The following is a 22,420-nucleotide window of genomic DNA, read 5'->3' as shown; positions in this document are numbered from 1 at the left end:
AAGTTCCTGAAACAAGTTCAGGATTTCGAAATTAATAAAAGGGTTTTTATTAATTTCTCATTCTCTTCAGATGTGCCCACAGTAAATCTCAAACAATTTTCGCAACCCACCTGCGTGGTTCTATTTCTAATCACAATGCCTTTTTCAATAAGTTGCGTATAACGTTTGTTGGCATCATCTACTTTTGCCAAAATAAAATTAGCATCTGAAGGATAAATTTTTGAAATAAAAGTAACGTTTTTTAACTCATCCATTAATGTGCTTCGTTCCTTTAAAATATCATTGATTTGGCTAGAAGCTAAATCTTTGATATTAAGCAATTCAACGGCTTTTTTCTGAGTCAGCTCATTGATATTATAAGGCGGTTTAATCGTATTCAAAACAGTAATGATTTCTACGGAAGCATAGCAAATCCCTAAGCGAATTCCTGCCATGGCATAGGCTTTTGATAAGGTTTGGGTAACGATTAAATTCGGAAATTCATCTAATCTACTGAGCCAACTAGCTTCATTTGAAAAATCGATATACGCTTCATCAATTACTACCAATCCTTCAAATTCGGTAATTAATTTTTCTATTTTAGAGCTTTCAAAACTATTTGCCGTTGGATTATTTGGTGAGCACAAAAATAAGATTTTACTTTTTTCAGTAGCAGCATTTAAAATGGCATTGACTTTCGGCTGAAAAGTGCCATCCAAATCCACTTTAATAATATCAATGGCATTCAGATTTGCCAAAACCTCATACATACCATAGGTTGGTGGCAGAATAATGATATTATCTTGGTTAGGCTCACAAAATGCCCTGAAAATCAAATCTAATACTTCGTCACTACCATTTCCTAAAAGAATATTCTTTGAAGGCACTCCTTTAATCTCTGACAAAATAGCTTTTAACTTTCCTTGTTGCGGATCTGGGTAACGATTGACGCCATTTTCAAATGGATTCTCATTAGCATCTAAAAACACCATATCAGCAGGCACACCTTGAAATTCATCTCTTGCGGATGAATAGGGTTTCAATGCCTTGATGGTTGGCCGTATTAAGTTTTGTATGTTCATTATTATAAATCCTTTAATCGTAAGGAAACCGCATTTTTATGTGCCTGCAGACCTTCTGCTTCTGCCATGAGTTCAATGGCCTTTCCTATATTTTTTAATCCTCCTTTTGATATTTTCTGAAACGTCATGCTCTTTAAAAAGCTATCTAAGTTCACTCCAGAATACGCTTTAGAAAAACCGTTAGTTGGTAAAGTATGATTGGTTCCTGATGCATAATCACCCGCACTTTCTGGCGTGTAATTACCAATAAAAACAGACCCAGCGTTGGATATTCCATCTACATAAAAATCTTCATTTTTTGTACAAATAATAAAGTGTTCTGGACCGTATTCGTTTATCAATTCCAAAGCGATGTCGTCACTTTCAATATAAATCAGTTTAGAATTTGCAATGGATTTTTCAGCAATCGCTTTCCGCGGAAGGACTTCCAACTGCTTTTCAATTTCTTGAGAAACATTTTTAATTAAATCTTTTGACGTTGAAACCAAAATAACCTGGCTATCGGTACCATGCTCGGCTTGGCTTAATAAATCCGATGCCACATAAGATGCATTGGCGGTTTCATCTGCAACTACCAATAATTCACTTGGTCCTGCGGGCATATCGATGGCAACACCATATTTTGTCGCCAATTGTTTTGCAACCGTAACAAATTGATTACCAGGTCCGAAAATTTTATACACTTTAGGAATGGATTCCGTGCCAAAGGTTAAACCAGCAATGGCTTGAATGCCACCGACTTTAATAATTTTAGTCACTCCGCAAAGTTGTGCCGTATATATGATTTCTGGGGCTATTTTGCCTTGTTCATTTGGAGGCGAACATAATACAATTTCTTTACAACCAGCAATTTGAGCAGGAATTGCTAGCATTAAAACCGTAGAAAATAAAGGTGCCGTGCCGCCTGGAATGTATAAACCGACTTTTTCAATAGGGCGTTTTTCTTGCCAACAGCTAACACCTTCAGTAGTTTCTAAACTAACTCGAGTCGTTTTTTGGGCCGAATGAAATGCTAGAATATTTAACTTTGCTAAATCAATGGCATTCTTCAACGCATCTGAAACCAAAGTTGACGCTTCTTGAAATTCTTCTGGAGTCACTAAATTGAAATCTAACTTTACGCCATCAAAACGTTCAGTATATTTTTTAACGGCTAAATCCCCATCTGAACGCACTTCATTAAAAACAACATTGACTGTAGCTTCAATGTCATCTACCGTTTGGGTTGGTCGTTTTAATATGTCGGTCCAAGTAGTTTGACTCGGATTATCAATTATTTGCATCTTTAAAATTTTTTAATCATGTGATGTCCTAAAGCATTAAAACCTTGAGATTCCCAAAACTTCTTGCCTTTTATATTTTTTGCATAGCAATTTACTTCTAACCCCTCACAATCCATCTGCTTAGCGTAGTCAAACAACCATTGCATCATCAAATTGCCAATGCCTTTACTACGAAATTCAGGCTTGACATAAACGTTATCTGGTTCTATATGCTTTCCTGCGTAAAGCTTGTTTAATACCCAAAATCCACTAATTCCTATCAATTCATTTTCACGATAGACCCCGATACATTGATAATTACCCATAGATAACATATCATCAAGGCGTTGTTTCAAGATTTGATATTCAAATCTGCCTTCATTAAGTAAAACAACGAGAGGAAGAATAGTTTCCATTTTTTCATAAGAAATCAACTCTATTTTAAACTCTGCTTTCACTAAACAAATCTTATAAAACCATTTTTTCGATAGGACACACCAAAATACCTTGGGCACCATTCTTTTTTAACTCGTCTATCACGTCCCAAAATTCATTTTTGCTTATTACAGAATGTACCGAACTCCAACCAACTTCAGCTAAAGGAAGTACTGTCGGACTCTTCATGCCCGGTAACACATTAATAATGTCTTGAATTCTGTCGTTAGGAGCGTTCAATAATATATATTTAGATTGTCTTCCTTTTAAAACCGACTGAATACGAAACTGAATCGTGTCTAGTATAGCCTGTTTTTCTTTACTTAAAACGGGTGACACTGCTAAAACAGCTTCGGATTTTAAAATGGTTTCAACTTCCTTTAAATTGTTTTTGAAAAGCGTACTTCCACTTGAAACAATATCGCAAATAGCATCGGCAAGTCCGATGTTAGGAGCAATTTCAACTGAACCATTAATAATGTGAAGATTAGCAGTAATCCCATTTTTATCTAAATAACTTTGGACGGTATTTGGATAAGACGTGGCAATACGTTTTCCATCCAAATCCTTGATACTATTATATTTCATAGACTTTGGAACGGCAATACAAACCTTACATGAAGAAAATCCTAATTTTTCGGCAATCGTGATTCCTTCCCCTTTTTCTATTAAAATATTTTCCCCAATGATGGCCGCATCAACAACACCATCCTTTAAATACTGAGGAATATCACCATTTCTTAAATAAAATACTTCAACAGGAAATCCTTTGGCAGATGCTTTTAATTGGTCTTTTCCGTTATCGATATAAACGCCGATATCATTTAAAATTTCCATGGATTCGTCGTGTAAACGACCCGCTTTTTGAACTGCAATTCTTAATTTACTCATTGTCTTGTTTTTATGAGTTTGAAACAATCTAGTTGGCATTAAAATTAAAAAACCCGCTTGATTGTCTCAAACGGGTTTAAAAAATATGTTGAATTTATTCAATACATCTTCAGTTCGCTTGAGTGCAAATTTGAAAATGATGATGATGTGCTTGAATAAATGTCATGTTTTATTTATTATGTGCAAATATCTATAAATTAAGTTTAAAATTCCAAATAATTTCAACAAAACTTAATTATGCATGATATATAAGTCTAAAAAACTATTGATTTCCCAAAATAATTGGTAACCCACTATCGCCCGAACCTATTACAATGACTTTGCTATTGGGAGATTCCGCTAATTTCATAGTGGCATCAATACCTTTATCTTGTAAAATTTTATCAGTTAACGAGGCACTTAATATCCTATTGGATTCTGCTTTACCTTCTGCTTCAATAATGACTTTTTCAGCCTCTTTAGCTGCCGTTACCAATCTAAATTCATACTCTAAAGATTCTTGTTCTTGCCTTAATTTACGTTCTATAGCATCTTTAATTGTTGCAGGTAATGTCACATCACGCACTAAAAACTCATTAAGTTGTACATATTGATCTTTTAGAATCTTTTTAGTTTCTTCAAATATTTCATCTTGAATGGCATCCCGTTTACTAGAATACAATTGTTCTGGAGTATATCTTCCCACAACACTTCTGGCTGCACTTCTAATAGCAGGTTGGATAACACGTTGTAAATAATTTTCCCCTAAATTCTGATGTAATTTTCCTAAATCGCCATAAATTGGTTGATACCAAGCTGAGCCATCAATTTGAATTTCCAATCCGTTAGATGACAATACTTTCATTTTTTCGAAAAGCTCCTGTTGACGTACTTCATAAATAAATACTTTATTCCAAGGCGCTACTATATGAAAGCCTTCCCCTAATGGGGACTCGTCTGTTACAACACCATTGTCAAATGTTTTGTAAAGCACACCGGCTTGACCAGAACCTATAGTTACTGCAGATTTTGCCAATACGATAATGAGTATAATTATTGTTATTATAGCAGGTATGGTGATTTTTGGTAATTTTTCCATGATATTATAGTTTAGATTAATCCGTTATATTTCCTTAAAAACCATTCGACGGTTAAAGTCAAGGCTATTAAAAAGAGTAGATATTTCCAATCTATCAAAGGTATGGTATTTTTATTGCTTTTCTGGATTGATACAAAACGATTATCATTTAACAAATCATTTACCAAAGCATTAGTATCATCAGCAAAATAACTTTTACCATCACTATTGTTTGCTAAACGTTGCAATTTAGTTACGTCGGCATTTAAAAATTGTTGTTCTACATTATATTCCAAGATTTGAAAACTACCCGATTGTGATAAGTTTTCATTTTTTGCAAAGACTTTAAAAGTATATTCAGAAGGCATTAAATTGCTTAAATCAACTTGGTAATTATTATTTTTTAATATGAAAGGAAAACTTTTTTCTTCGTTTGTAATTTTATCCTTTACTGAAATTATAAGCGTTTCACGAGCATCAAATTCAAAGTTTTTATCGAAGAATTGTGCTTTAATGATGATATTTCCATTTCCATTATAAAAAGATTCATAATCTACATTAAGTCGGTTTCTTTTTTTATTGGAGGCTAGATACTGTACTAATTTCCCAATGAAATTATCAAAGTCATTGAATGATTTTGCATTGATGTAGCTTTGCGCTCGCCATTGCCATATATTTTCGCCAAATAAAACGGCTTCCCGTTTTCCGTTTGTTTCAAAAGTCGCCAATAATGGTTCTTTGGTGGAAATGTTATTGATTTTTTTAAAAAGAATGGTTTCAAAAGGTACTGAAAATGTAACGTCTCCATAATTCGATTTTAATGGCGGAAAGGATTCAAAATCCATCTCATTTATTATGAAAGGAGCGAAATTTAAATTAAGCTCGGCTAGATAATCTTCAGACTGATTTGTTATTTGTTGATTGTAATTTTTATCTATTGAATTTAAGAAACCAATGTCAGTTTTAGTTCCAACAATGATCATTTTATTCTTATTTTCTTTGTTTAAAGCATCAAATAATTGTTTAAACTTATTATTTGGTTGATATAATACAACTAATTGAAAATCATTTATTTGATTAATAACCTCATTTGGTTTTATGAATACAACTTCCCGTTGTTCATTATTTTCGATACTCTTTTTAAGCACGCCCAAATCTGGATGCAAAAAGTCACTTACGAGGGCTACTTTAGTCTTTTGATCAATGACTTCTACCGCAAAATTTTTGGTGTTATTTACAATGTTTTTCTCATTGTCCAATGGCTCAAGTGTCGCTTTGTACGCGCTTACCCCTACGCTGTTTGCAGGCAATGTAAAATTGACAATCTTGGAGTTGTTACTTTTTGAAAACGTAATGGGCTGTGAATAAACCATATTATTTCCTCTAGTGACAGTGAATTGGGAATTGATATTGCTGCTCCCGTTATAAATTAAAAATGCTTCAATAGGAAAACTGTTTTTTAGAAAAGCATATTTGTTAACGTTTAACTGTTGAATTTTTAAATCAGTATAGTTAACGGTATCTCCTAAAATGATGGGATAGATGGGTTGTTTATAGGAATTTGAACTAAATTCGTAATCACTACCATAGGTTTGATTTCCGTCTGAAATTAAGACGGTTGGGGAAATGGATTCTTTATAAATTTGGAATAACTGATTGATGGCATTACTAATATTGGTTTGTTGCTTGTTGAAATTCAAAGAATCTTCCGAATTTATATCATCCCCAAATGAATATAATTCGATATTAAATTTATTGTTTAAATCAGAGTTATTGGTTAAAGATTCAACAATTTTTAGAGCATTTCCATCTTGATTTAAATGTTTTACTGAACTAGAATTATCAACAGCTATAACTAGATTAGGCTTTTCAGTATAAACTTCGAGATGTTCAAACTTAGGGTTGATTATAAGTAACAAAATCGCAAAAAGCGTAAGAAATCTTAAAAAAATGAATGTCCAATATAGTTTGGAATGTTGTTTTAATTTGTTACAATACTGAAAAAGCGCTAAAAATAGCGCTAATATTCCTGCAAGTATGATAAAAATAAGAGTTATGGAACTCATTAAAATTTTACTTTCAAATATTAAGTTAACATACCACCATCAACATTCAATGTTTGTCCGGTAATATAAGCACTCATGTCGCTAGCTAAAAACACACAAGCGTTGGCAACATCTTCTGGAGTTCCCCCGCGTTTTAAAGGAATCCCATCTCTCCAACTTTTAACAACATTTTCATCTAGTTTGGCTGTCATCTCCGTTTCAATAAAACCAGGCGCAATCACGTTGCTTCTGATATTTCTAGAACCCAATTCTAAAGCCACAGATTTTGAAAATCCAATAATTCCCGCTTTTGATGCCGCATAATTGGTCTGCCCTGCATTTCCTTTAATACCAACCACAGAACTCATATTAATAATAGAGCCTTTTCGTTGTTTCAACATCGTTTTTTGCACGGCTTTTGTCATATTGAAAACCGATTTTAAATTGACTTCAATAACAGTATCAAAATCCGCCTCACTAATCCGCATCAATAAATTATCTTTGGTAATACCGGCATTATTGACCAATATATCAATACTCCCGAATTCGGTCGCCACATCATCAGCTAATTTTTGAGCGTCGTCAAAACTAGCAGCGTTACTTTTATAACCTTTGGCTTTTACACCCAAGGCGTTTAATTCATTTTCTAATTCATTAGCAGCTTCTACAGAAGAACTGTATGTAAAAGCAACATTAGCCCCCTGCTCTGCAAATACTTGGGCGATTCCTCTACCTATGCCCCTGCTAGCACCCGTTATAATGGCTGTTTTTCCTTCTAATAATTTCATTTAATTTTTATAAAAAAGTTGATTTTCAAATATAGTAATTACAAACTGTATCAAATAAAAAAACCTCACAAAATCTTGCGAGGTCTGTATAATTTATATGTTTTTTAAGCTAAAACTTCAGCTACTTTTTTACCGATTTCAGCAGGAGAATCCACTACATGAATACCACATTCTCTCATGATTTTCTTTTTAGCCTGAGCAGTATCATCACTACCTCCAACAATAGCGCCAGCATGTCCCATAGTACGTCCAGCAGGCGCCGTTTCTCCCGCTATAAAACCAACAATTGGTTTTTTACTGCCACTAGCTTTATACCAAAATGCAGCATCGGCTTCTAACTGACCTCCAATTTCTCCAATCATAACCACCGCTTTCGTTTCTGGGTCGTTAATCAATAATTCAACCGCTTGTTTTGTCGTTGTTCCAATAATTGGATCGCCACCAATACCAATAGCTGTAGTAATTCCAAGACCTTGTTTTACAACTTGATCAGCAGCTTCATACGTTAAAGTTCCCGATTTAGAAACAATACCAACATTTCCTTTTTTGAATACAAAACCAGGCATGATACCCACTTTCGCTTCACCTGGTGTAATAACACCTGGACAATTAGGGCCTATTAAACGACAATCTTTGCCTTTTATGTATTCGGCAGCTGTAATCATATCTGCCACTGGAATACCTTCTGTAATAGTAATAATCACCTTAATCCCAGCATCAGCAGCTTCCATAATGGCATCAGCAGCAAAGGCTGGTGGAACAAAAATAATAGTAGTATCTGCACCCGCTTTTTGAACAGCTTCCAAAACCGTATCAAAAACAGGTCGGTCTAAATGTGTTTGACCACCTTTGCCAGGTGTAACACCACCCACAACATTGGTTCCATACTCAATCATTTGACTTGCATGGAATGTTCCTTCACTACCTGTAAATCCTTGTACTATTATTTTTGAATCTTTGTTTACTAAAACACTCATTTTATATTGTTTTTTTTAAATAAAGCAGTGCAAAAATACTTTATTGTGGTTAGTTTTCTATTTAAATTTTGTTATTTTTTTTAATTTGATTTAAAATGTCAGGAATCTGTTTTATGGATGCCATTTCTTTTAACTCTGTCCGCGCTTCTTGTGCTGGCGTTCCCCAATAGGTTTTATTTCCTTCCAATGACTTGCTGATGCCAGACTGTGCATGAACAACGGCTTTTTTTCCGATAGTGATACCACTAGTACAACCTACTTGCCCCCAAATAGTAACTTCATCTTCAACAATAACGCACCCAGCTATGCCTACTTGTGAGGCAATTAAACATTTTTTTCCAATGACTGTATCGTGACCTATTTGTATTAGATTATCTAATTTAGAACCTTCACCAATGATGGTATCACCAGTAACTCCTCTGTCTATGGTACAAGACGCACCAATATCGACGTTGTTTTCGATAACAACTCTACCACCAGATAGCAATCTATCAAATCCCTCAGTCCGTTTTTTATAATAAAAAGCATTAGCTCCTAGAACCGTATTAGCATGAATGGTGACGTTATTTCCAATGACAGTTCCATCATAAATACTCACGTTTGAATGAATGATACAATTGTTGCCAATAGTCACATGATTGCCTATAAAACAATTGGGTTGAATCACCGTATTTTTTCCAATGATAGCAGATTCTGAAATGGATTTATTTGCGGATTGAAAAGGCTTAAAGTGATTGGTGAGTTTATTAAAATCCCTAAAAGGGTCATCGCTAATAAGAAGTGCTTTTCCTTTTGGGCATTCGACCACTTTATTAATCAAAACAATTGTTGCTTTTGAATTTAAAGCTTTATCGTAATATTTAGGATGATCTACAAATACAATATCTCCAGATTCAACTACATGAATTTCGTTCATGCCTAAAACCGAAAAATCATCATTGCCAATAAATTTACAATCAATTAATTGTGCAATTTGTTTTAGGGTATGTGGTTTTGGAAACTTCATTTTTAGTGTTTAATCGTTGAGTTGTTGAACAGTTTAAACTAATAAACGAATCAACAAATAAACTTTTTATTCCTTTACACGTTCTTTATAAGTTCCTTTTTCTGTCTCAACCTTAATTTTATCACCTTCATTGATGAACAAAGGCACATTTATAATGGCTCCCGTTTCAACAGTTGCTGGCTTCGTAGCGTTTGTAGCCGTGTTGCCTTTAACACCGGGCTCAGTTGCAGTGACTTCTAAAATAACGCTAGCAGGCATTTCAACGGAAAGAGGCACATTATCTTCTGTGTTGATAATTACGGTAACTACTTCACCTTCTTTCATAAGCTGGGGATTATCAAGCGCTGATTCGCGTAATTGAATCTGGCTAAAATCCTCTGTATTCATAAAATGATAATATTCACCATCATTATATAAAAATTGGAATTTATGGGTTTCGACACGTACATCTTCTAATTTATGTCCTGCGGAAAATGTATTATCCAATACTTTTCCATTAGTAACACTTTTCATTTTTGTTCTTACAAATGCTGGGCCTTTACCGGGTTTCACGTGTAAAAACTCAATTATTTTGTAAATATCATTATTGTAGCGGATGCATAATCCGTTTCTAATATCACTTGTAGTTGCCATATAATTAATTTGATTTAAAATACCCTTTCATAATACCACGATGCGAATTCTTGATGAACTGAAGAATTTCATCACGTTCTGGTGTTGCCTCCATTTCGGCTTCAATAATTTCAGAAGCTTGGGTATTATTATAATGTTTTTGATAGAGAATTCTGTATATATTCTGAATTTCCCTTATTTTATCGGTTGAGTACCCACGTCTTCTTAATCCAACAGAGTTAATGCCTACATAGGATAATGGCTCACGTGCCGCTTTGACATATGGAGGAACATCTTTTCTTACCAAGGACCCACCTGTTACAAAGGCATGATTACCAATGGAACAGAATTGGTGTACGGCCACCATCCCCGCCAAAACAACGTAATCACCAACAGTGATGTGTCCAGCAAGCGTGGTATTATTTGAGAAAATACAATTGTTTCCAACAACACAATCGTGAGCAATATGGCAATACGCCATAATCAAACAATTATCACCAATAACGGTTTTCATTCTATCAGAAGTCCCTCTATTAATGGTGACACATTCACGAATGGTAACATTATCGCCTATTTCAACGGTAGTATCTTCATCATTATATTTTAAATCCTGAGGAATTGCGGAAATGATAGCACCTGGGAAAATATTACAATTCTTTCCGATTCTGGCACCTTCCATAATAGTTACATTACTACCAATCCAAGTGCCATCTCCAATTTTTACATTATTATGGATTGTTGTAAAAGGTTCTATAACAACATTTTTTGCAATTTTTGCACCTGGGTGCACATATGCTAGGGGTTGATTCATTTCTTATTATTTATTTTATTTAAAGTGTGAAATGTTAGCAAACATATAATAATTATTTCACTTTAGAAATTTGTGCCATGAGTTCCGCTTCGGCACATAATTTTCCATTTGCATAGGCATACCCTTGCATATGGCAAATACCACGGCGTATAGGTGTGATTAAACTACATTTAAATATTAAAACATCGCCTGGAACTACTTTTTGTTTAAACTTAACATTATCCATTTTCATGAAAAAAGTTAAATAATTCTCTGGATCTGGCACGGTATTCAATACCAAAATTCCGCCAGTTTGCGCCATAGCTTCCACGATTAAAACACCTGGCATTACTGGAGCACCTGGAAAATGACCCGCAAAGAAAGATTCATTCATGGTCACATTTTTTTGGGCTATTACGTGATTATCGGTCAGCTCAAAAACTTTGTCTATCAACAAAAATGGTTGCCGGTGCGGCAACATAGCCATAATTTGATTAACATCCATTAATGGCGGCTGATTCAAATCTATGTTTGGTACATTATTGCGCTTTTCGTTTTTAATAATTTTTGAAAGTTTTTTAGCAAACTGTGTATTAACAAAATGTCCTGGTTTATTTGCAATAACTTTACCTCTAATTCTAGTGCCTATAAGTGCTAAATCCCCTAAAACATCCAATAATTTATGTCTTGCAGCTTCATTTGGATAATGTAATGTGAGATTGTCTAGAATGCCATTAGGCTTAACAGCTATGGAGTCCTTCTTGAAAGCTACTTTAAGTTTTTCCATAGTTTCGGCAGATAAAGGTTTATCTACATAAACAATAGCATTGTTTAAATCGCCCCCTTTTATTAAACCATTTTGCAACAACATTTCAATTTCATGCAAAAAGCTAAAGGTCCTGGAATTGGAAATATCATTTTTAAAATCTGAAATCTGATTTAATGTTGCATTTTGGGTTCCCAAAACTTTTGTTCCAAAATCTACCATGGTGGTAATTTGGTATTCTTTTGAAGGCATCACTAAAATTTCGCTTCCAGTTTCTTCATCTGTATAGGAAACAACTTCGGTAACAACATATTCTTCCCTGAAATCATCAAGTTCAACAACGCCAGCTTCTTCAATGGCTTCAACAAAAAACTTGGAAGAGCCATCCATAATAGGTGGTTCAGAAGCATTTAATTCAATAATCGCATTATCAATATCCAATCCAACCAAAGCCGCAAGTACATGTTCAGAGGTTTGGATGATTACCCCATCTTTTTCTAAACAAGTGCCACGTTGGGTATTTGTAACATACGTAGCATCTGCTTCAATCACTGGAGCACCTTCTAAATCAATTCGTTTAAATGCTAGTCCGAAATTTGCCTCAGCAGGTTTAAACGTTAAGGTTACATTTTTACCTGTATGCAAACCAACCCCTGTTAAGGATATTTCTTTAGATATTGTTTTTTGTTTGATTTCTGTATTAACTATTCCCATGTATTTTTTTTTCTAAATCATCTATATTTTTAACAATTTTAGGTAAATTTTTAAAATGCACGTAGGATTTATTATAATCGCTAAGAGCAAACGCGGGGCTTCCTTGTATAATCTCATCATCTTTTATATTTTTCCCAATACCTGATTGCGCTTGTATTTTCACATTGTTACCAATAGTAATATGACCCGCAATACCAACTTGCCCGCCAATTTGGCAATTTTCTCCGATTTTAGCTGAACCCGCTATTCCTGTTTGGGCGGCAATAACCGTATTTTTTCCGATTTCTACATTATGGGCTATATGAATTTGATTATCTAGCTTAACACCTTGTCTTATGACAGTAGAACCCAAAGTAGCCCTATCTATGGTTGTCGTAGCACCGATATCAACATAATCTTCTATAATTACATTGCCTATTTGAGGAATTTTACTGTAGCTTCCATCATCGTTTGGTGCAAATCCGAAACCATCAGCACCAATAATAACTCCAGAGTTTAAAACACAATTATTTCCTATAACCGTATCGGCATAAATTTTTGCTCCAGAAAAAATCATGGTATTGTTTCCGATAGTGACATTATCACCTATATAGGTGTTCGGGAAGATTCTAACATTATCTCCAATAACCACATTATTTCCCACATAAGAAAACGCTCCGACATAAATATTCTCACCGTAAATACTTGAATCTGATATAAACGAAGGTTGCTCTATACCAACCTTAATAAACTTAACAGAATTATAATACTCCAGAATTTTTGAAAATGCCATATAAGCATCATCCACTTTTATGAGTGTCGTTTTAATACCGTTTTCTGGAATGAACGTTTTATTGACTATGGTTATGGAAGCGTTCGTTGAGTATATATATTGCTTATATTTTGGATTGGATAGAAAGGTAAGAGACCCTTCTATACCCTCTTCTATTTTGGATAATTTAGAAACTTCAACATCTGGGTTCCCTACGACATCACCTTCTAAAATACCCGCTATTTGTTGTGCTGTAAATTTCACAAGCTTATTCTTTATTTCTTTTTGTTAAATGAATCACGCAAAAATAGGAAAAATGTCCTAAAGTTTTTCTTTAGGATAACATATATAATATTTAGTGATGGGTTTTGCCAAAGCCTTCACATTAAGTTGGTCGGATGCTTTTACAATATCCTCTATTTTTCCCGACTTGCGCAAAATGTTAATTTTATGATGGTTAAGTTTGTAAGCTTGATTGGAAATTTCTCCTGTAAACACAAAATACTTAGCTTCAGCTTCTGATATTTTATAGGTATTTATTAGGTCTTGAAGATGGGTTTTTAAATCTTCTTCCTTTATCTTTTTATCCTTGAGTTTTATTTTTAATAAATCTCTATTGAGTATCATTCCAGATAAATGGCTTAAAACAAAATCGTTATGATGTTGCCATTCCTTTAATGCCGAAATCACATCATAATCATCTAATTCAGAAAATATTTCCAATGTGTCATCATTAAAGTTTTCTAAAGAAATTTCATTATCTAAAAAATATTGTAACGCGCTACTGGTCCCGAGTTTTTCAATTTTGTTTAATTCTTTGGCTCGTTGCAACGCTCTAATTAACAATTGTTCGGCAGCAATTCCTGTTTTGTGAAGATACACTTGCCAATACATAAAGCGTCTAGCATTAATAAATTTTTCGACGCTATAAATGCCTTTTTCTTCAATAACCAACTTATCATCAACTACATTTAGCATGGTTATCAATCGTTCGCTGTTGATATTGCCTTCCGCAACTCCCGTATAAAAACTATCACGTTTCAAATAATCGGCCCTATCCATATCCAATTGTCCAGAAATAAGTTCACACATAAACGGTCTGTGGTAGTCTCCTTTAAAAATCTGAATGGCAAGCGTTAAACTTGAGTTAAATTCAGCATTCAACTTCTCCATAAACAATAAGGAAATTTCCTCATGCGATACATTATTTACAATACTGTGTTCCATAGCGTGAGAAAAAGGACCATGACCAATATCGTGCAATAAAATAGCAGTATATAGCGCTTTTTCTTCTTCTTTTGAAATGCTAACTTCTTTAAAGCGAAGTACATTAACTACTTGCTGCATTAAATGTACGCACCCAATGGCATGATGGAAACGTGTGTGATGAGCGCCAGGATACACTAAATAAGACATGCCCATTTGGGTAATCCGTCGTAAACGTTGAAAATATTTATGCTGTATTAAATCAAAAATTAAAGAATTTGGAATGGTAATAAATCCGTAAATTGGGTCGTTTAATATTTTGAGTTTGTTATTAGTAGGCAAACTATAATTTTTAATGATTTATATATAAACAAATATACATGAATAACATAAATATACTTTGGGTTGATGATGAAATTGATTTGTTAAAACCTCACATTTTGTTCCTTGAGAAAAAAAATTATAACGTAACTACGTGCAAAAGTGGTACAGAAGCTATTGAAATTCTTGAAGACTCTAATTTCGATATCGTTTTTTTAGATGAAAATATGCCGGGGTTGACAGGTCTTGAAACTTTAAATGAAATTAAAGAACGAAGGGATAATTTGCCTGTTGTTATGATTACTAAGAGTGAAGAAGAGTATATTATGGAAGAAGCTATTGGCAATAAGATAGCTGATTATCTTATAAAACCCGTAAATCCAAACCAGATTCTGTTAAGTTTAAAAAAGAATTTGGATCATTCCAGATTGGTTTCAGAGAAAACAACATCCAATTATCAACAAGAATTTAGAAAAATTGCGATGGAATTGGCTATGGTAAACACCTATGAAGAATGGGTAAATTTGTACCAAAAACTGATTTATTGGGAAATTCAGCTTGAAGATATTGAAGATGTTGGCATGGCCGAAATTTTAGAGTCCCAAAAAACTGAAGCAAATACGCAATTCGGGAAATATATAGAAAAAAATTATTTCAAATGGTTTCAAGGGGAAACAGATGCACCAGTAATGTCCCATACCCTTTTTAAAGAAAAAGTAGTTCCAGAGCTCAGTAAAAAACAACCAACCCTTTTGGTTGTGGTTGATAATTTACGATATGACCAATGGAAAGTTTTTGAACCCATAATAAATAATTATTATAAAAAAGAAAAAGAAGATGCTTTTTTCAGCATTTTACCAACAGCAACGCAATATGCTAGAAATGCCATTTTTTCTGGATTGATGCCAAGTGACATGGAAAAATTGTTTCCTAAATATTGGAAAAATGACACGGATGAAGGAGGTAAAAATCTATTTGAAGCCGAATTTTTAGAAACACAGATGAAACGTCTTGGATTAAATCATTTAACACACGAATACCATAAAATCACCAATTTAAAATCAGGAAAAAAATTATTGGAAAACTTTAAATCATTAAAGAATAATGATTTAACGGTTGTTGTCTATAATTTTGTTGATATGCTTTCCCATTCAAAAACAGAAATGGATGTTGTTAAAGAATTAGCCGCCAACGATAAAGCCTATCGTTCTTTAACACTTAGCTGGTTTAAAAATTCACCCTTATTAGAGATGATTCATCAGGCCCATTTATTAGGGTTTAAGCTTATTCTAACCACCGATCACGGCACTATAAACGTTAAAAATCCATCAAAAGTTATTGGAGATAGAGATACGAGTTTAAACCTTCGGTACAAAACTGGTCGGAGTTTAAGTTACGAATCAAAGGATGTACTCGTGGCAAAAGACCCAAAAAGCATACATTTGCCTTCCATTACCATGAGCAGTTCCTTTATTTTTGCGAAGAACGATATGTTTTTAGCCTATCAAAACAACTATAACCACTACGTTAGCTATTATAGAAATACCTACCAACATGGTGGTATTTCTCTTGAGGAAATGATTATCCCATTTGTGGTGTTTAGTCCAAAATAATCCATGTAACGCAAAAAACATCGATAAAATACATGATTTTTTAGTTTTATTAAAATTTTATTTATAATATTGTATCAAAATTATATTAGAGTTGGAAATAATTTATAACATTGAAGACATTAATGAGGTAGCAAAACAGCTCATAGACAACTTAACAACCAAGACATTATTGGTTTATGGTGATATGGGCGTTGGCAAAACAACTTTGGTTAAAGCTATTGTAAAATTACTTGGGAGCAATGATGAAGTAAGCAGCCCAACGTTTTCAATAGTTAATGAATATGAAGCGAAAAACATATTAATTTATCATTTTGATTTGTATAGAATAAAAGATGTTGAAGAGCTTTATAATTTCGGTATCGAAGATTATTTGTTTTCTGATAATTGGTCAATCATCGAATGGCCAGAAAAAATTGAAGAAATCGTTCCAACATACTATGATAGAATTGATTTGGAATTAAATTCTGATAATTCCAGAACGTTAAAACTGAAAAATAAAAACGAATTTAACCTAATAAATATGCAGAGCGGTAACATGTAACCAACCATAATGTCTTCAAATTTTGTGATTTTACGGAAAACCCACAGCTTAAATTTTAAAAATCAATGTTTTTAACATAATTTTAACATTTTAGGACAAACGGCAAAATGGTCTTTATTTAAATTTGGGTATTAATTAATTAATCCCTTATAATTATGAAGACTAAAAAGTATGTAATCGCAATCGCAATCTTAGGAGGTATCTTGTTTACAGCTCAAGCAGTAAATGCTAGCCAAGATGGAGCAAAAGTTGAAAGATCAAAAATTAAAGTTCCAACAAACGGATAAAAAAAGTTTGGTTATAGGTAGTATTATCGCTACTATTATAGCTATTACACCTTATCTATTTTCACTTTATGAAAGTGTCCCAACTACTAAGTCATGGGACACTTTTTTTGGCACTTACACAAGCGGTAACTTTGAAAATGCAAATGTTGCATTTTGGATTATTACTGGAAAAGCAATTCCTCTGATGTTAATTTTCATATGGTTTTTTACTAATAGGCATTGGTGGTACCATGCGCTTTTAGTGCCTATTGCTATGTATATTTATCAATTAATAAGCGTCTTTTACGATGATCAGTATCTAGATAAGTTTCAATTAATTTACATGATTCCTATTATGGCTATAGTAATTCCTTCAATTTATTTGATAAGAGCTAGATTATTTAATGAAATTAATATGGTAAGCAAATCTATGGAAGAACTAGAGGATGAGTTTAAAATGTCTCCTAAAAACTTTTGGGATAAAATAAAACAGTATTTTTAAATATCAGATTCTTTTTCAAGCCGCTCTAATTCGTCCAAATCAATTTGCCGCTGGTTGGTTTTTAATCCTGTATTACCAAACTTATAATTAAACCCAAACACAAGTAATCTGTTTTCCATTTCTGATTTAAACAGTACATCTTGATTTAAATATTTTGTTGTTGTATTATAATTTTGAGTATTAAACATGTCTTCAACCCCTATGTTTACAGAGGCTCTATTATTCCAAAACGTTTTTTTTATATTTAAATTAAATCCCGAGCGTTCGCTAATTATCCTAGCACCTTCTGCTAATGGAGAAATGTAATTGTATGACACATCTAGAGTCAGACTTTCATCTTTCAAAAAACTAAAATAATTGTTTATTTGGACGTATGATGACCATCTTTCGTTTGAAACCAATTGATTATTACTCTCAAGCGCAAAAAACATGTTGTCATCAAAAAAAACGGACGTTAGGGCATACAAATACCAACGTGGAATTATTTTTGTATAGGTTGTAAAATCAAGCCCATAAGAGATGCTGTGATCTATGTTTGTATTGACATACTTTATAACATTTTCTAGGTTGTCCTGATATACTATTTCCAAGGTGCGACTATCTTCATAACGATAATATAATTCAAATGTGTAATTTTTATTAAATGTGTAGCCCAAGGTAATAACATCATCTATTTGGGGTTTTAAATTGGGATTGCCTGTGCTATAGGTGTTATCATTAAAATAATATCTAAAGGGATTTAATTCATTGTAGCGTGGTCTATAAATACGTTTTTTATAATTGAAATAAATACTGCTATTTTCATTGATGTGATTTAAAATATAAATAGAAGGAAACATTTTTAAGTAATCACTTTTATTCAATTCATTATTCAACAATGAATAACCAAATATATCTGTGTACTCTGCCCTTAGGCCTGTTTGCAAGCTCCAGTGTTCCCAATCTTTTGAATAGGACACATAGGCAGCGTAGTTCATTTCATCATATAAAAACGTGTCGGAATTTTGTAAATCTTCAACACCTACTCCATTTTCAAAATTAAACTGACTTAAAATACTTTCGGAATCAATACTAGAAACTTTAGTACCTATTTCTAATTGTGAAGAATCACTTATGGGCAATTCATAATCAATTTGCCCAGTGTATAATTTTATATACTGACTAGAAAATGTTTGAAATCTATTATCCCGAAAAGAAGTTTGAGCATTTGGAAAAAAATAACCAGTGTCTACATTCTGGAAATCGGAATAATCATAATTGGTATGATGGGCACTTACTGATAGCTTCTCACCTTCCCGTTTAAACTTGTGAACATAATCTAACGTAAACGCAAAATTAAGCACTTCTGTAACAGATAGTTTATCGGTTATAAATAGAGAATCCAATGCCATGTTGGGCCCAAGTACTCTGGTAATCGAATTCGCATTAAATTTAGTGTCTTCTCTTGGAGATATGAGCATATTTGTTGAAAAGCCCAAACTATTAAACTCATTGAATTCATAATCAATATTAGCGTTTAAATTATGGTCAGAAGATTTTTTTATTCTATCATAATCCGTTTCCCAACTTGATGTATTTAAATTATTTGAATCAAAAAAATTAACAAATTCATCATTATGTCTAAAATCCTTTCTCGGACTTGCATTATAATTCAAATAAGTATTCAGTTTTTCTGTCTTAAAAAAATGACTTGTGCCTAAAGCATACTTAGGGAACTTAAAACCTTGTTTGTAATTCCCAAAAACACTTCCATTATAGCCAGCAATAATATTTTTGCTCGTTACAATATTGATAACGGCTCCTCCTTCAGCTTCATATTTAGCTGGTGGATTTGTAATAATTTCTATGGATTTTATGTTGGCCGCAGAAGTCCCCTCTAAAAGTTGCTGGACTTCGCTTGATGACAAATGTATTCTTCTGTCGTTTATGTATATTATAGGTTCACTGTTTTTCACGGTAATTTTGCCGTCATTCACAAAAACCCCTGGCGAGAACTTTAAAACATCCAATACATTATTATTAGAAAGCGTGGAGTTTTCAACATCAAATACCAATCTATCTACCAAACGTTTTACGGTAGGTCGTTTTGCTACTACCAAAACACCTCCTAATTCTTCGGTATCTTCTTCCAAAACAATGGTGTTAAGATTTGTATTGGAGTTAAGATTAATGGTTTGTATATATGTTTTAAAACCCAAATACGTTATTTTAAGTTGATAATTACCGCTTTTTAGGTTATCTATTTTAAAAAAACCAGTATTGTCTGTTATGGTGCCTTTTAATGACGTATCATCTTCATCCATTAGTAGAACCACGTTCGTATAGACTAGCGGGAGTTTATTTGCATCTACTACTTTTCCACTTAACGTTAGGTCTTGAGCAACCAAAGAGGAGCAAAACATAAAAAACAAATAAACTATTGATTTTAAGTGCATAAATCGGCTTATAACTACAAACTTATAACAATTTATTTAAAAAGTGATGCAGTAATTGTATATCATAATGAAACTTTTTCTTATGATATTATTTTGTTGAAATATTTATTTATTTGAGTTGATTTAACAAAAAAAATATTCGTAATTTCATTTTCCTTAAAATTAAAAAAATGTCGGATTTACCATCTCCTTTTACCAAACAGCAACTACTGCCTCAAGAAGAAAAACTTGAAATATTAAAACGCAAAGGAGAACTATATATAGGCATTCCAAAAGAAACTGCCTTTCAAGAAAAGAGGGTTTGTTTAACGCCCGATGCCGTTTTTGCACTTATAAGCAATGGACATAAGGTGCTTATGGAATCTGGTGCTGGTGACGGTGCTAGTTTTACAGATAGGGAGTATAGTGAAGCAGGCGCAGAAATAACCAAAGATACAGCCAAAGTATTTGGCTGCCCCATGGTACTAAAAGTGGAACCACCAAGTTTAGAGCAGATTAAACTTTTAAATCCGCAAACCATTTTAATATCTGCACTGCAGATAAAAATTCAAACCAAAAAATATTTTGAAGCTTTGGCCTCCAAACGGATCACTGCTCTTGCTTTTGAATTTATCCGTGATGGTGATGGCTCTTACCCGGCTGTAAGGTCATTAAGTGAAATTGCAGGAACAGCATCTATTTTAATTGCCGCCCAATTATTATCAAATGATATAGAAGGAAATGGCTTAATGTTCGGGAATATAAGTGGTGTACCACCTGTTGAAGTTGTCATATTAGGTGCTGGAACCGTTGGGGAATTTGCTGCAAGAAGCGCCATAGGATTAGGAGCCAATGTGAAAATATTTGATAATTCCATAACCAAGTTACGTAGAATACAAACACATTTGGGTAGGCCTCTTTATACCTCGACCATTCAGCCGAAAAATTTAACCAAAGCCTTAAAGCGATGTGATGTTGTTATAGGTGCCGTAAGAGGAAATAATAGGTCTCCCATCATCGTATCTGAAGCGCTTGTTCAATCCATGAAAAAAAGATCCATCATTATTGATGTAAGTATTGATACTGGCGGATGTTTTGAAACAAGTGAAGTAACAACACATAAAAATCCAACTTTTATAAAACATGGTGTTATCCATTATTGTGTGCCCAATATTCCTGCCCGCTATTCGCGTACGGCTTCCATATCCATCAGTAATATTTTTACACCTTATTTATTGAAAATAGCGGAAGATGGTGGTATAGAAAATTCTCTTCGATTTGATAAAGGTTTAAAAAATGGGTTGTATTTTTACCACGGTATTTTAACCAGTAAATCTGTTGGCGAATGGTTCGATTTAAAATATAGCGACATTAACCTGCTCGTATTTTAAACCATTTTTGCCATTTTAAACACATTAAATGACATTATTACAGCGAATTGGGTATTATCTTGGTGGATTTTCCATAGGATTAATCATTTTAGCATTCTTTTTAAACGGAAAAAAAGTATCATGCAGTTATGGTCCTGATGCCCGCGTTCTTAAAAACATCAATTCAAAAAAAATAGTTTATAGTGATGCTATTCAAGTGTTTATGAATGAACACAAACTAGATACCTCCATGATAAGCCATGTCCTTAAAAAAGGGGACATCAATTTTTCTAAAAGTGATCCACGACAAAAACCGTGTGCTATTTATAGCATTGAAGGTGATTTTAATGAAAAGGACATTCTTTTGTCCGTTGAAAACTGTGACAGCATTGCTACATTATTAAATTTATCCATCAAAGAAGAATGATAAAACGCAGTTTTGATGTTATTCTTTCAATAATTGCCTTAATAATCCTTTTCCCTATTTTATTCATAATTGCGATTGTAATCAAACTAGATTCCAAGGGACCTGTTCTTTTTATTCAAGAGCGTGTTGGAAAAAATAATAAGAATTTCAATATTTATAAATTTAGGACTATGTATGTGGCCTCCCAAACAAAAGGACTACTTACATTAGGAAATCACGATTCTAGAATTACGAGAATCGGTTATTTTTTACGACGCTATAAAATTGATGAATTCCCCCAACTGATAAATATTTTAATTGGTGATATGAGTTTTGTGGGTCCAAGACCAGAGTTGAGGCATTATGTGAATTTTTATAATGAAGAAGATCATATCATTTTTTCTGTAAGGCCAGGTATAACAAGCCTTGCATCATTAAAATACCGTGACGAGGTAGAGCTTTTAGCAGCTTCTGAAGACCCAGAAAGCTTTTTTATTAACACCATTATTCCAGATAAATTGAAACTCAATAAGGAATACATTAAAAAACAAAATTTGTTTTACGACTTAAAACTCATCATTATCACCATCACAAAAGTTTGGACAAAATAAACCTCGGTAGTTTGT

21 protein-coding genes are annotated in these 22,420 nt (G+C 33.3%); 6 read left to right on the top strand and 15 right to left on the bottom strand.

Annotated elements, in window-relative coordinates:
• Window positions 1-17: 17 nt before the first annotated feature.
• The 14 genes from hisC to CDH50_RS08415 all read right to left on the bottom strand — a co-directional run bounded on the left by hisC (window position 18) and on the right by CDH50_RS08415 (window position 14,703).
• Window positions 18-1,061: a histidinol-phosphate transaminase gene (gene hisC / locus CDH50_RS08480; protein ID WP_100611573.1), complete on the bottom strand. Its 1,044-nt coding sequence runs from the start codon at window positions 1,059-1,061 to the stop codon at window positions 18-20.
• Between the two features lie 2 nt (window positions 1,062-1,063).
• Window positions 1,064-2,344, bottom strand: a complete 1,281-nt coding sequence (gene hisD, locus CDH50_RS08475) for a histidinol dehydrogenase (RefSeq protein WP_100611572.1) — start codon at window positions 2,342-2,344, stop codon at window positions 1,064-1,066.
• 2 nt (window positions 2,345-2,346) lie between these two features.
• Entirely contained in the window at window positions 2,347-2,781 is a 435-nt protein-coding gene (locus CDH50_RS08470; RefSeq protein ID WP_100611571.1) for a GNAT family N-acetyltransferase, read from the bottom strand.
• Between the two features lie 10 nt (window positions 2,782-2,791).
• Window positions 2,792-3,649 carry an ATP phosphoribosyltransferase gene (gene hisG / locus CDH50_RS08465; protein WP_100611741.1) on the bottom strand — a complete coding sequence of 286 codons (858 nt, stop codon included), beginning with the start codon at window positions 3,647-3,649 and terminating at the stop codon, window positions 2,792-2,794.
• Window positions 3,650-3,911: 262 nt separating this feature from the next.
• Entirely contained in the window at window positions 3,912-4,727 is an 816-nt protein-coding gene (locus CDH50_RS08460) for a prohibitin family protein (protein WP_100611570.1), read from the bottom strand.
• Between the two features lie 11 nt (window positions 4,728-4,738).
• Window positions 4,739-6,772, bottom strand: coding sequence for a vWA domain-containing protein (locus tag CDH50_RS08455; RefSeq protein WP_100611569.1), 2,034 nt, complete (start codon window positions 6,770-6,772; stop codon window positions 4,739-4,741).
• A gap of 20 nt (window positions 6,773-6,792) precedes the next feature.
• Window positions 6,793-7,539, bottom strand: a complete 747-nt coding sequence (fabG, locus tag CDH50_RS08450; protein ID WP_100611568.1) for a 3-oxoacyl-[acyl-carrier-protein] reductase — start codon at window positions 7,537-7,539, stop codon at window positions 6,793-6,795.
• A gap of 104 nt (window positions 7,540-7,643) precedes the next feature.
• Window positions 7,644-8,516 carry a succinate--CoA ligase subunit alpha gene (gene sucD, locus CDH50_RS08445; RefSeq protein WP_100611567.1) on the bottom strand — a complete coding sequence of 291 codons (873 nt, stop codon included), beginning with the start codon at window positions 8,514-8,516 and terminating at the stop codon, window positions 7,644-7,646.
• A gap of 61 nt (window positions 8,517-8,577) precedes the next feature.
• Window positions 8,578-9,522, bottom strand: coding sequence for a UDP-3-O-(3-hydroxymyristoyl)glucosamine N-acyltransferase (locus tag CDH50_RS08440; RefSeq protein ID WP_100611566.1), 945 nt, complete (start codon window positions 9,520-9,522; stop codon window positions 8,578-8,580).
• Between the two features lie 66 nt (window positions 9,523-9,588).
• A complete protein-coding gene (efp, locus tag CDH50_RS08435) occupies window positions 9,589-10,155 on the bottom strand; it encodes an elongation factor P (RefSeq protein ID WP_100611565.1) in 567 nt (188 codons plus the stop codon).
• A gap of 4 nt (window positions 10,156-10,159) precedes the next feature.
• Window positions 10,160-10,945, bottom strand: coding sequence for an acyl-ACP--UDP-N-acetylglucosamine O-acyltransferase (lpxA, locus tag CDH50_RS08430; RefSeq protein WP_100611564.1), 786 nt, complete (start codon window positions 10,943-10,945; stop codon window positions 10,160-10,162).
• A gap of 52 nt (window positions 10,946-10,997) precedes the next feature.
• Complete coding sequence (locus CDH50_RS08425) at window positions 10,998-12,404, bottom strand: bifunctional UDP-3-O-[3-hydroxymyristoyl] N-acetylglucosamine deacetylase/3-hydroxyacyl-ACP dehydratase (RefSeq protein WP_100611563.1); 1,407 nt, start codon at window positions 12,402-12,404, stop codon at window positions 10,998-11,000.
• A complete protein-coding gene (lpxD, locus tag CDH50_RS08420) occupies window positions 12,391-13,419 on the bottom strand; it encodes a UDP-3-O-(3-hydroxymyristoyl)glucosamine N-acyltransferase (protein ID WP_100611562.1) in 1,029 nt (342 codons plus the stop codon). The genes CDH50_RS08425 and lpxD overlap by 14 nt, the downstream gene beginning before the upstream one ends.
• Before the next feature lie 57 nt (window positions 13,420-13,476).
• Entirely contained in the window at window positions 13,477-14,703 is a 1,227-nt protein-coding gene (locus CDH50_RS08415) for an HD domain-containing protein (protein WP_100611561.1), read from the bottom strand.
• Between the two features lie 38 nt (window positions 14,704-14,741).
• On the opposite strand from CDH50_RS08415, the gene porX reads away from it, so the two are divergent.
• The 3 genes from porX (at window position 14,742) to CDH50_RS08400 (ending at window position 17,604) form a co-directional block, all read left to right on the top strand.
• Window positions 14,742-16,295 carry a T9SS response regulator signal transducer PorX gene (porX, locus tag CDH50_RS08410; protein WP_100611560.1) on the top strand — a complete coding sequence of 518 codons (1,554 nt, stop codon included), beginning with the start codon at window positions 14,742-14,744 and terminating at the stop codon, window positions 16,293-16,295.
• 91 nt (window positions 16,296-16,386) lie between these two features.
• Window positions 16,387-16,836 carry a tRNA (adenosine(37)-N6)-threonylcarbamoyltransferase complex ATPase subunit type 1 TsaE gene (tsaE, locus tag CDH50_RS08405; RefSeq protein WP_100611559.1) on the top strand — a complete coding sequence of 150 codons (450 nt, stop codon included), beginning with the start codon at window positions 16,387-16,389 and terminating at the stop codon, window positions 16,834-16,836.
• Window positions 16,837-17,073: 237 nt separating this feature from the next.
• Window positions 17,074-17,604 carry a hypothetical protein gene (locus CDH50_RS08400; RefSeq protein ID WP_100611558.1) on the top strand — a complete coding sequence of 177 codons (531 nt, stop codon included), beginning with the start codon at window positions 17,074-17,076 and terminating at the stop codon, window positions 17,602-17,604.
• Here the strand turns inward: CDH50_RS08400 and CDH50_RS08395 are convergent.
• Window positions 17,601-20,006, bottom strand: coding sequence for an outer membrane beta-barrel protein (locus CDH50_RS08395; RefSeq protein WP_198513460.1), 2,406 nt, complete (start codon window positions 20,004-20,006; stop codon window positions 17,601-17,603). The genes CDH50_RS08400 and CDH50_RS08395 overlap by 4 nt on opposite strands.
• Window positions 20,007-20,209: 203 nt before the next feature.
• Here CDH50_RS08395 and CDH50_RS08390 point away from each other — a divergent pair, with 203 nt between their 5' ends.
• From CDH50_RS08390 to CDH50_RS08380, 3 genes are read left to right on the top strand one after another with little or no spacing between them, the layout of a single operon-like run.
• On the top strand, window positions 20,210-21,409 hold the full coding sequence (locus CDH50_RS08390) for an alanine dehydrogenase (protein ID WP_100611556.1): 1,200 nt from the start codon (window positions 20,210-20,212) through the stop codon (window positions 21,407-21,409).
• Between the two features lie 28 nt (window positions 21,410-21,437).
• A complete protein-coding gene (locus tag CDH50_RS08385; protein ID WP_100611555.1) occupies window positions 21,438-21,815 on the top strand; it encodes a DUF4258 domain-containing protein in 378 nt (125 codons plus the stop codon).
• Window positions 21,812-22,405 (top strand): sugar transferase, encoded by a 594-nt coding sequence (locus CDH50_RS08380; RefSeq protein WP_100611554.1) that lies wholly within the window; start codon window positions 21,812-21,814, stop codon window positions 22,403-22,405. Before CDH50_RS08385 ends, CDH50_RS08380 begins: the two co-directional genes overlap by 4 nt.
• Window positions 22,406-22,420: the final 15 nt, after the last annotated feature.

Source organism: Confluentibacter lentus (assembly GCF_002806995.1).
GTDB lineage: Bacteria > Bacteroidota > Bacteroidia > Flavobacteriales > Flavobacteriaceae > Confluentibacter > Confluentibacter lentus.
The sequence above is the reverse complement of the archived record's forward strand: the minus strand, read 5'-3'. Positions and strand labels throughout refer to the sequence as shown.

What these genes read in the sequence shown, in the direction of transcription:
- sucD (WP_100611567.1), bottom strand. Translation starts at nt 8,516, where the DNA reads ATGAGTGTTTTAGTAAACAAAGATTCAAAAATAATAGTACAAGGATTT.
- lpxA (WP_100611564.1), bottom strand. Translation starts at nt 10,945, where the DNA reads ATGAATCAACCCCTAGCATATGTGCACCCAGGTGCAAAAATTGCAAAA.
- hisG (WP_100611741.1), bottom strand. Translation starts at nt 3,649, where the DNA reads ATGAGTAAATTAAGAATTGCAGTTCAAAAAGCGGGTCGTTTACACGAC.
- CDH50_RS08400 (WP_100611558.1), top strand. Translation starts at nt 17,074, where the DNA reads ATGGAGCAAAAGTTGAAAGATCAAAAATTAAAGTTCCAACAAACGGAT.
- CDH50_RS08460 (WP_100611570.1), bottom strand. Translation starts at nt 4,727, where the DNA reads ATGGAAAAATTACCAAAAATCACCATACCTGCTATAATAACAATAATT.
- efp (WP_100611565.1), bottom strand. Translation starts at nt 10,155, where the DNA reads ATGGCAACTACAAGTGATATTAGAAACGGATTATGCATCCGCTACAAT.
- CDH50_RS08380 (WP_100611554.1), top strand. Translation starts at nt 21,812, where the DNA reads ATGATAAAACGCAGTTTTGATGTTATTCTTTCAATAATTGCCTTAATA.
- hisC (WP_100611573.1), bottom strand. Translation starts at nt 1,061, where the DNA reads ATGAACATACAAAACTTAATACGGCCAACCATCAAGGCATTGAAACCC.
- CDH50_RS08395 (WP_198513460.1), bottom strand. Translation starts at nt 20,006, where the DNA reads ATGTTTTGCTCCTCTTTGGTTGCTCAAGACCTAACGTTAAGTGGAAAA.
- hisD (WP_100611572.1), bottom strand. Translation starts at nt 2,344, where the DNA reads ATGCAAATAATTGATAATCCGAGTCAAACTACTTGGACCGACATATTA.
- CDH50_RS08390 (WP_100611556.1), top strand. Translation starts at nt 20,210, where the DNA reads ATGTCGGATTTACCATCTCCTTTTACCAAACAGCAACTACTGCCTCAA.
- CDH50_RS08440 (WP_100611566.1), bottom strand. Translation starts at nt 9,522, where the DNA reads ATGAAGTTTCCAAAACCACATACCCTAAAACAAATTGCACAATTAATT.
- CDH50_RS08425 (WP_100611563.1), bottom strand. Translation starts at nt 12,404, where the DNA reads ATGGGAATAGTTAATACAGAAATCAAACAAAAAACAATATCTAAAGAA.
- CDH50_RS08385 (WP_100611555.1), top strand. Translation starts at nt 21,438, where the DNA reads ATGACATTATTACAGCGAATTGGGTATTATCTTGGTGGATTTTCCATA.
- fabG (WP_100611568.1), bottom strand. Translation starts at nt 7,539, where the DNA reads ATGAAATTATTAGAAGGAAAAACAGCCATTATAACGGGTGCTAGCAGG.
- CDH50_RS08455 (WP_100611569.1), bottom strand. Translation starts at nt 6,772, where the DNA reads ATGAGTTCCATAACTCTTATTTTTATCATACTTGCAGGAATATTAGCG.
- porX (WP_100611560.1), top strand. Translation starts at nt 14,742, where the DNA reads ATGAATAACATAAATATACTTTGGGTTGATGATGAAATTGATTTGTTA.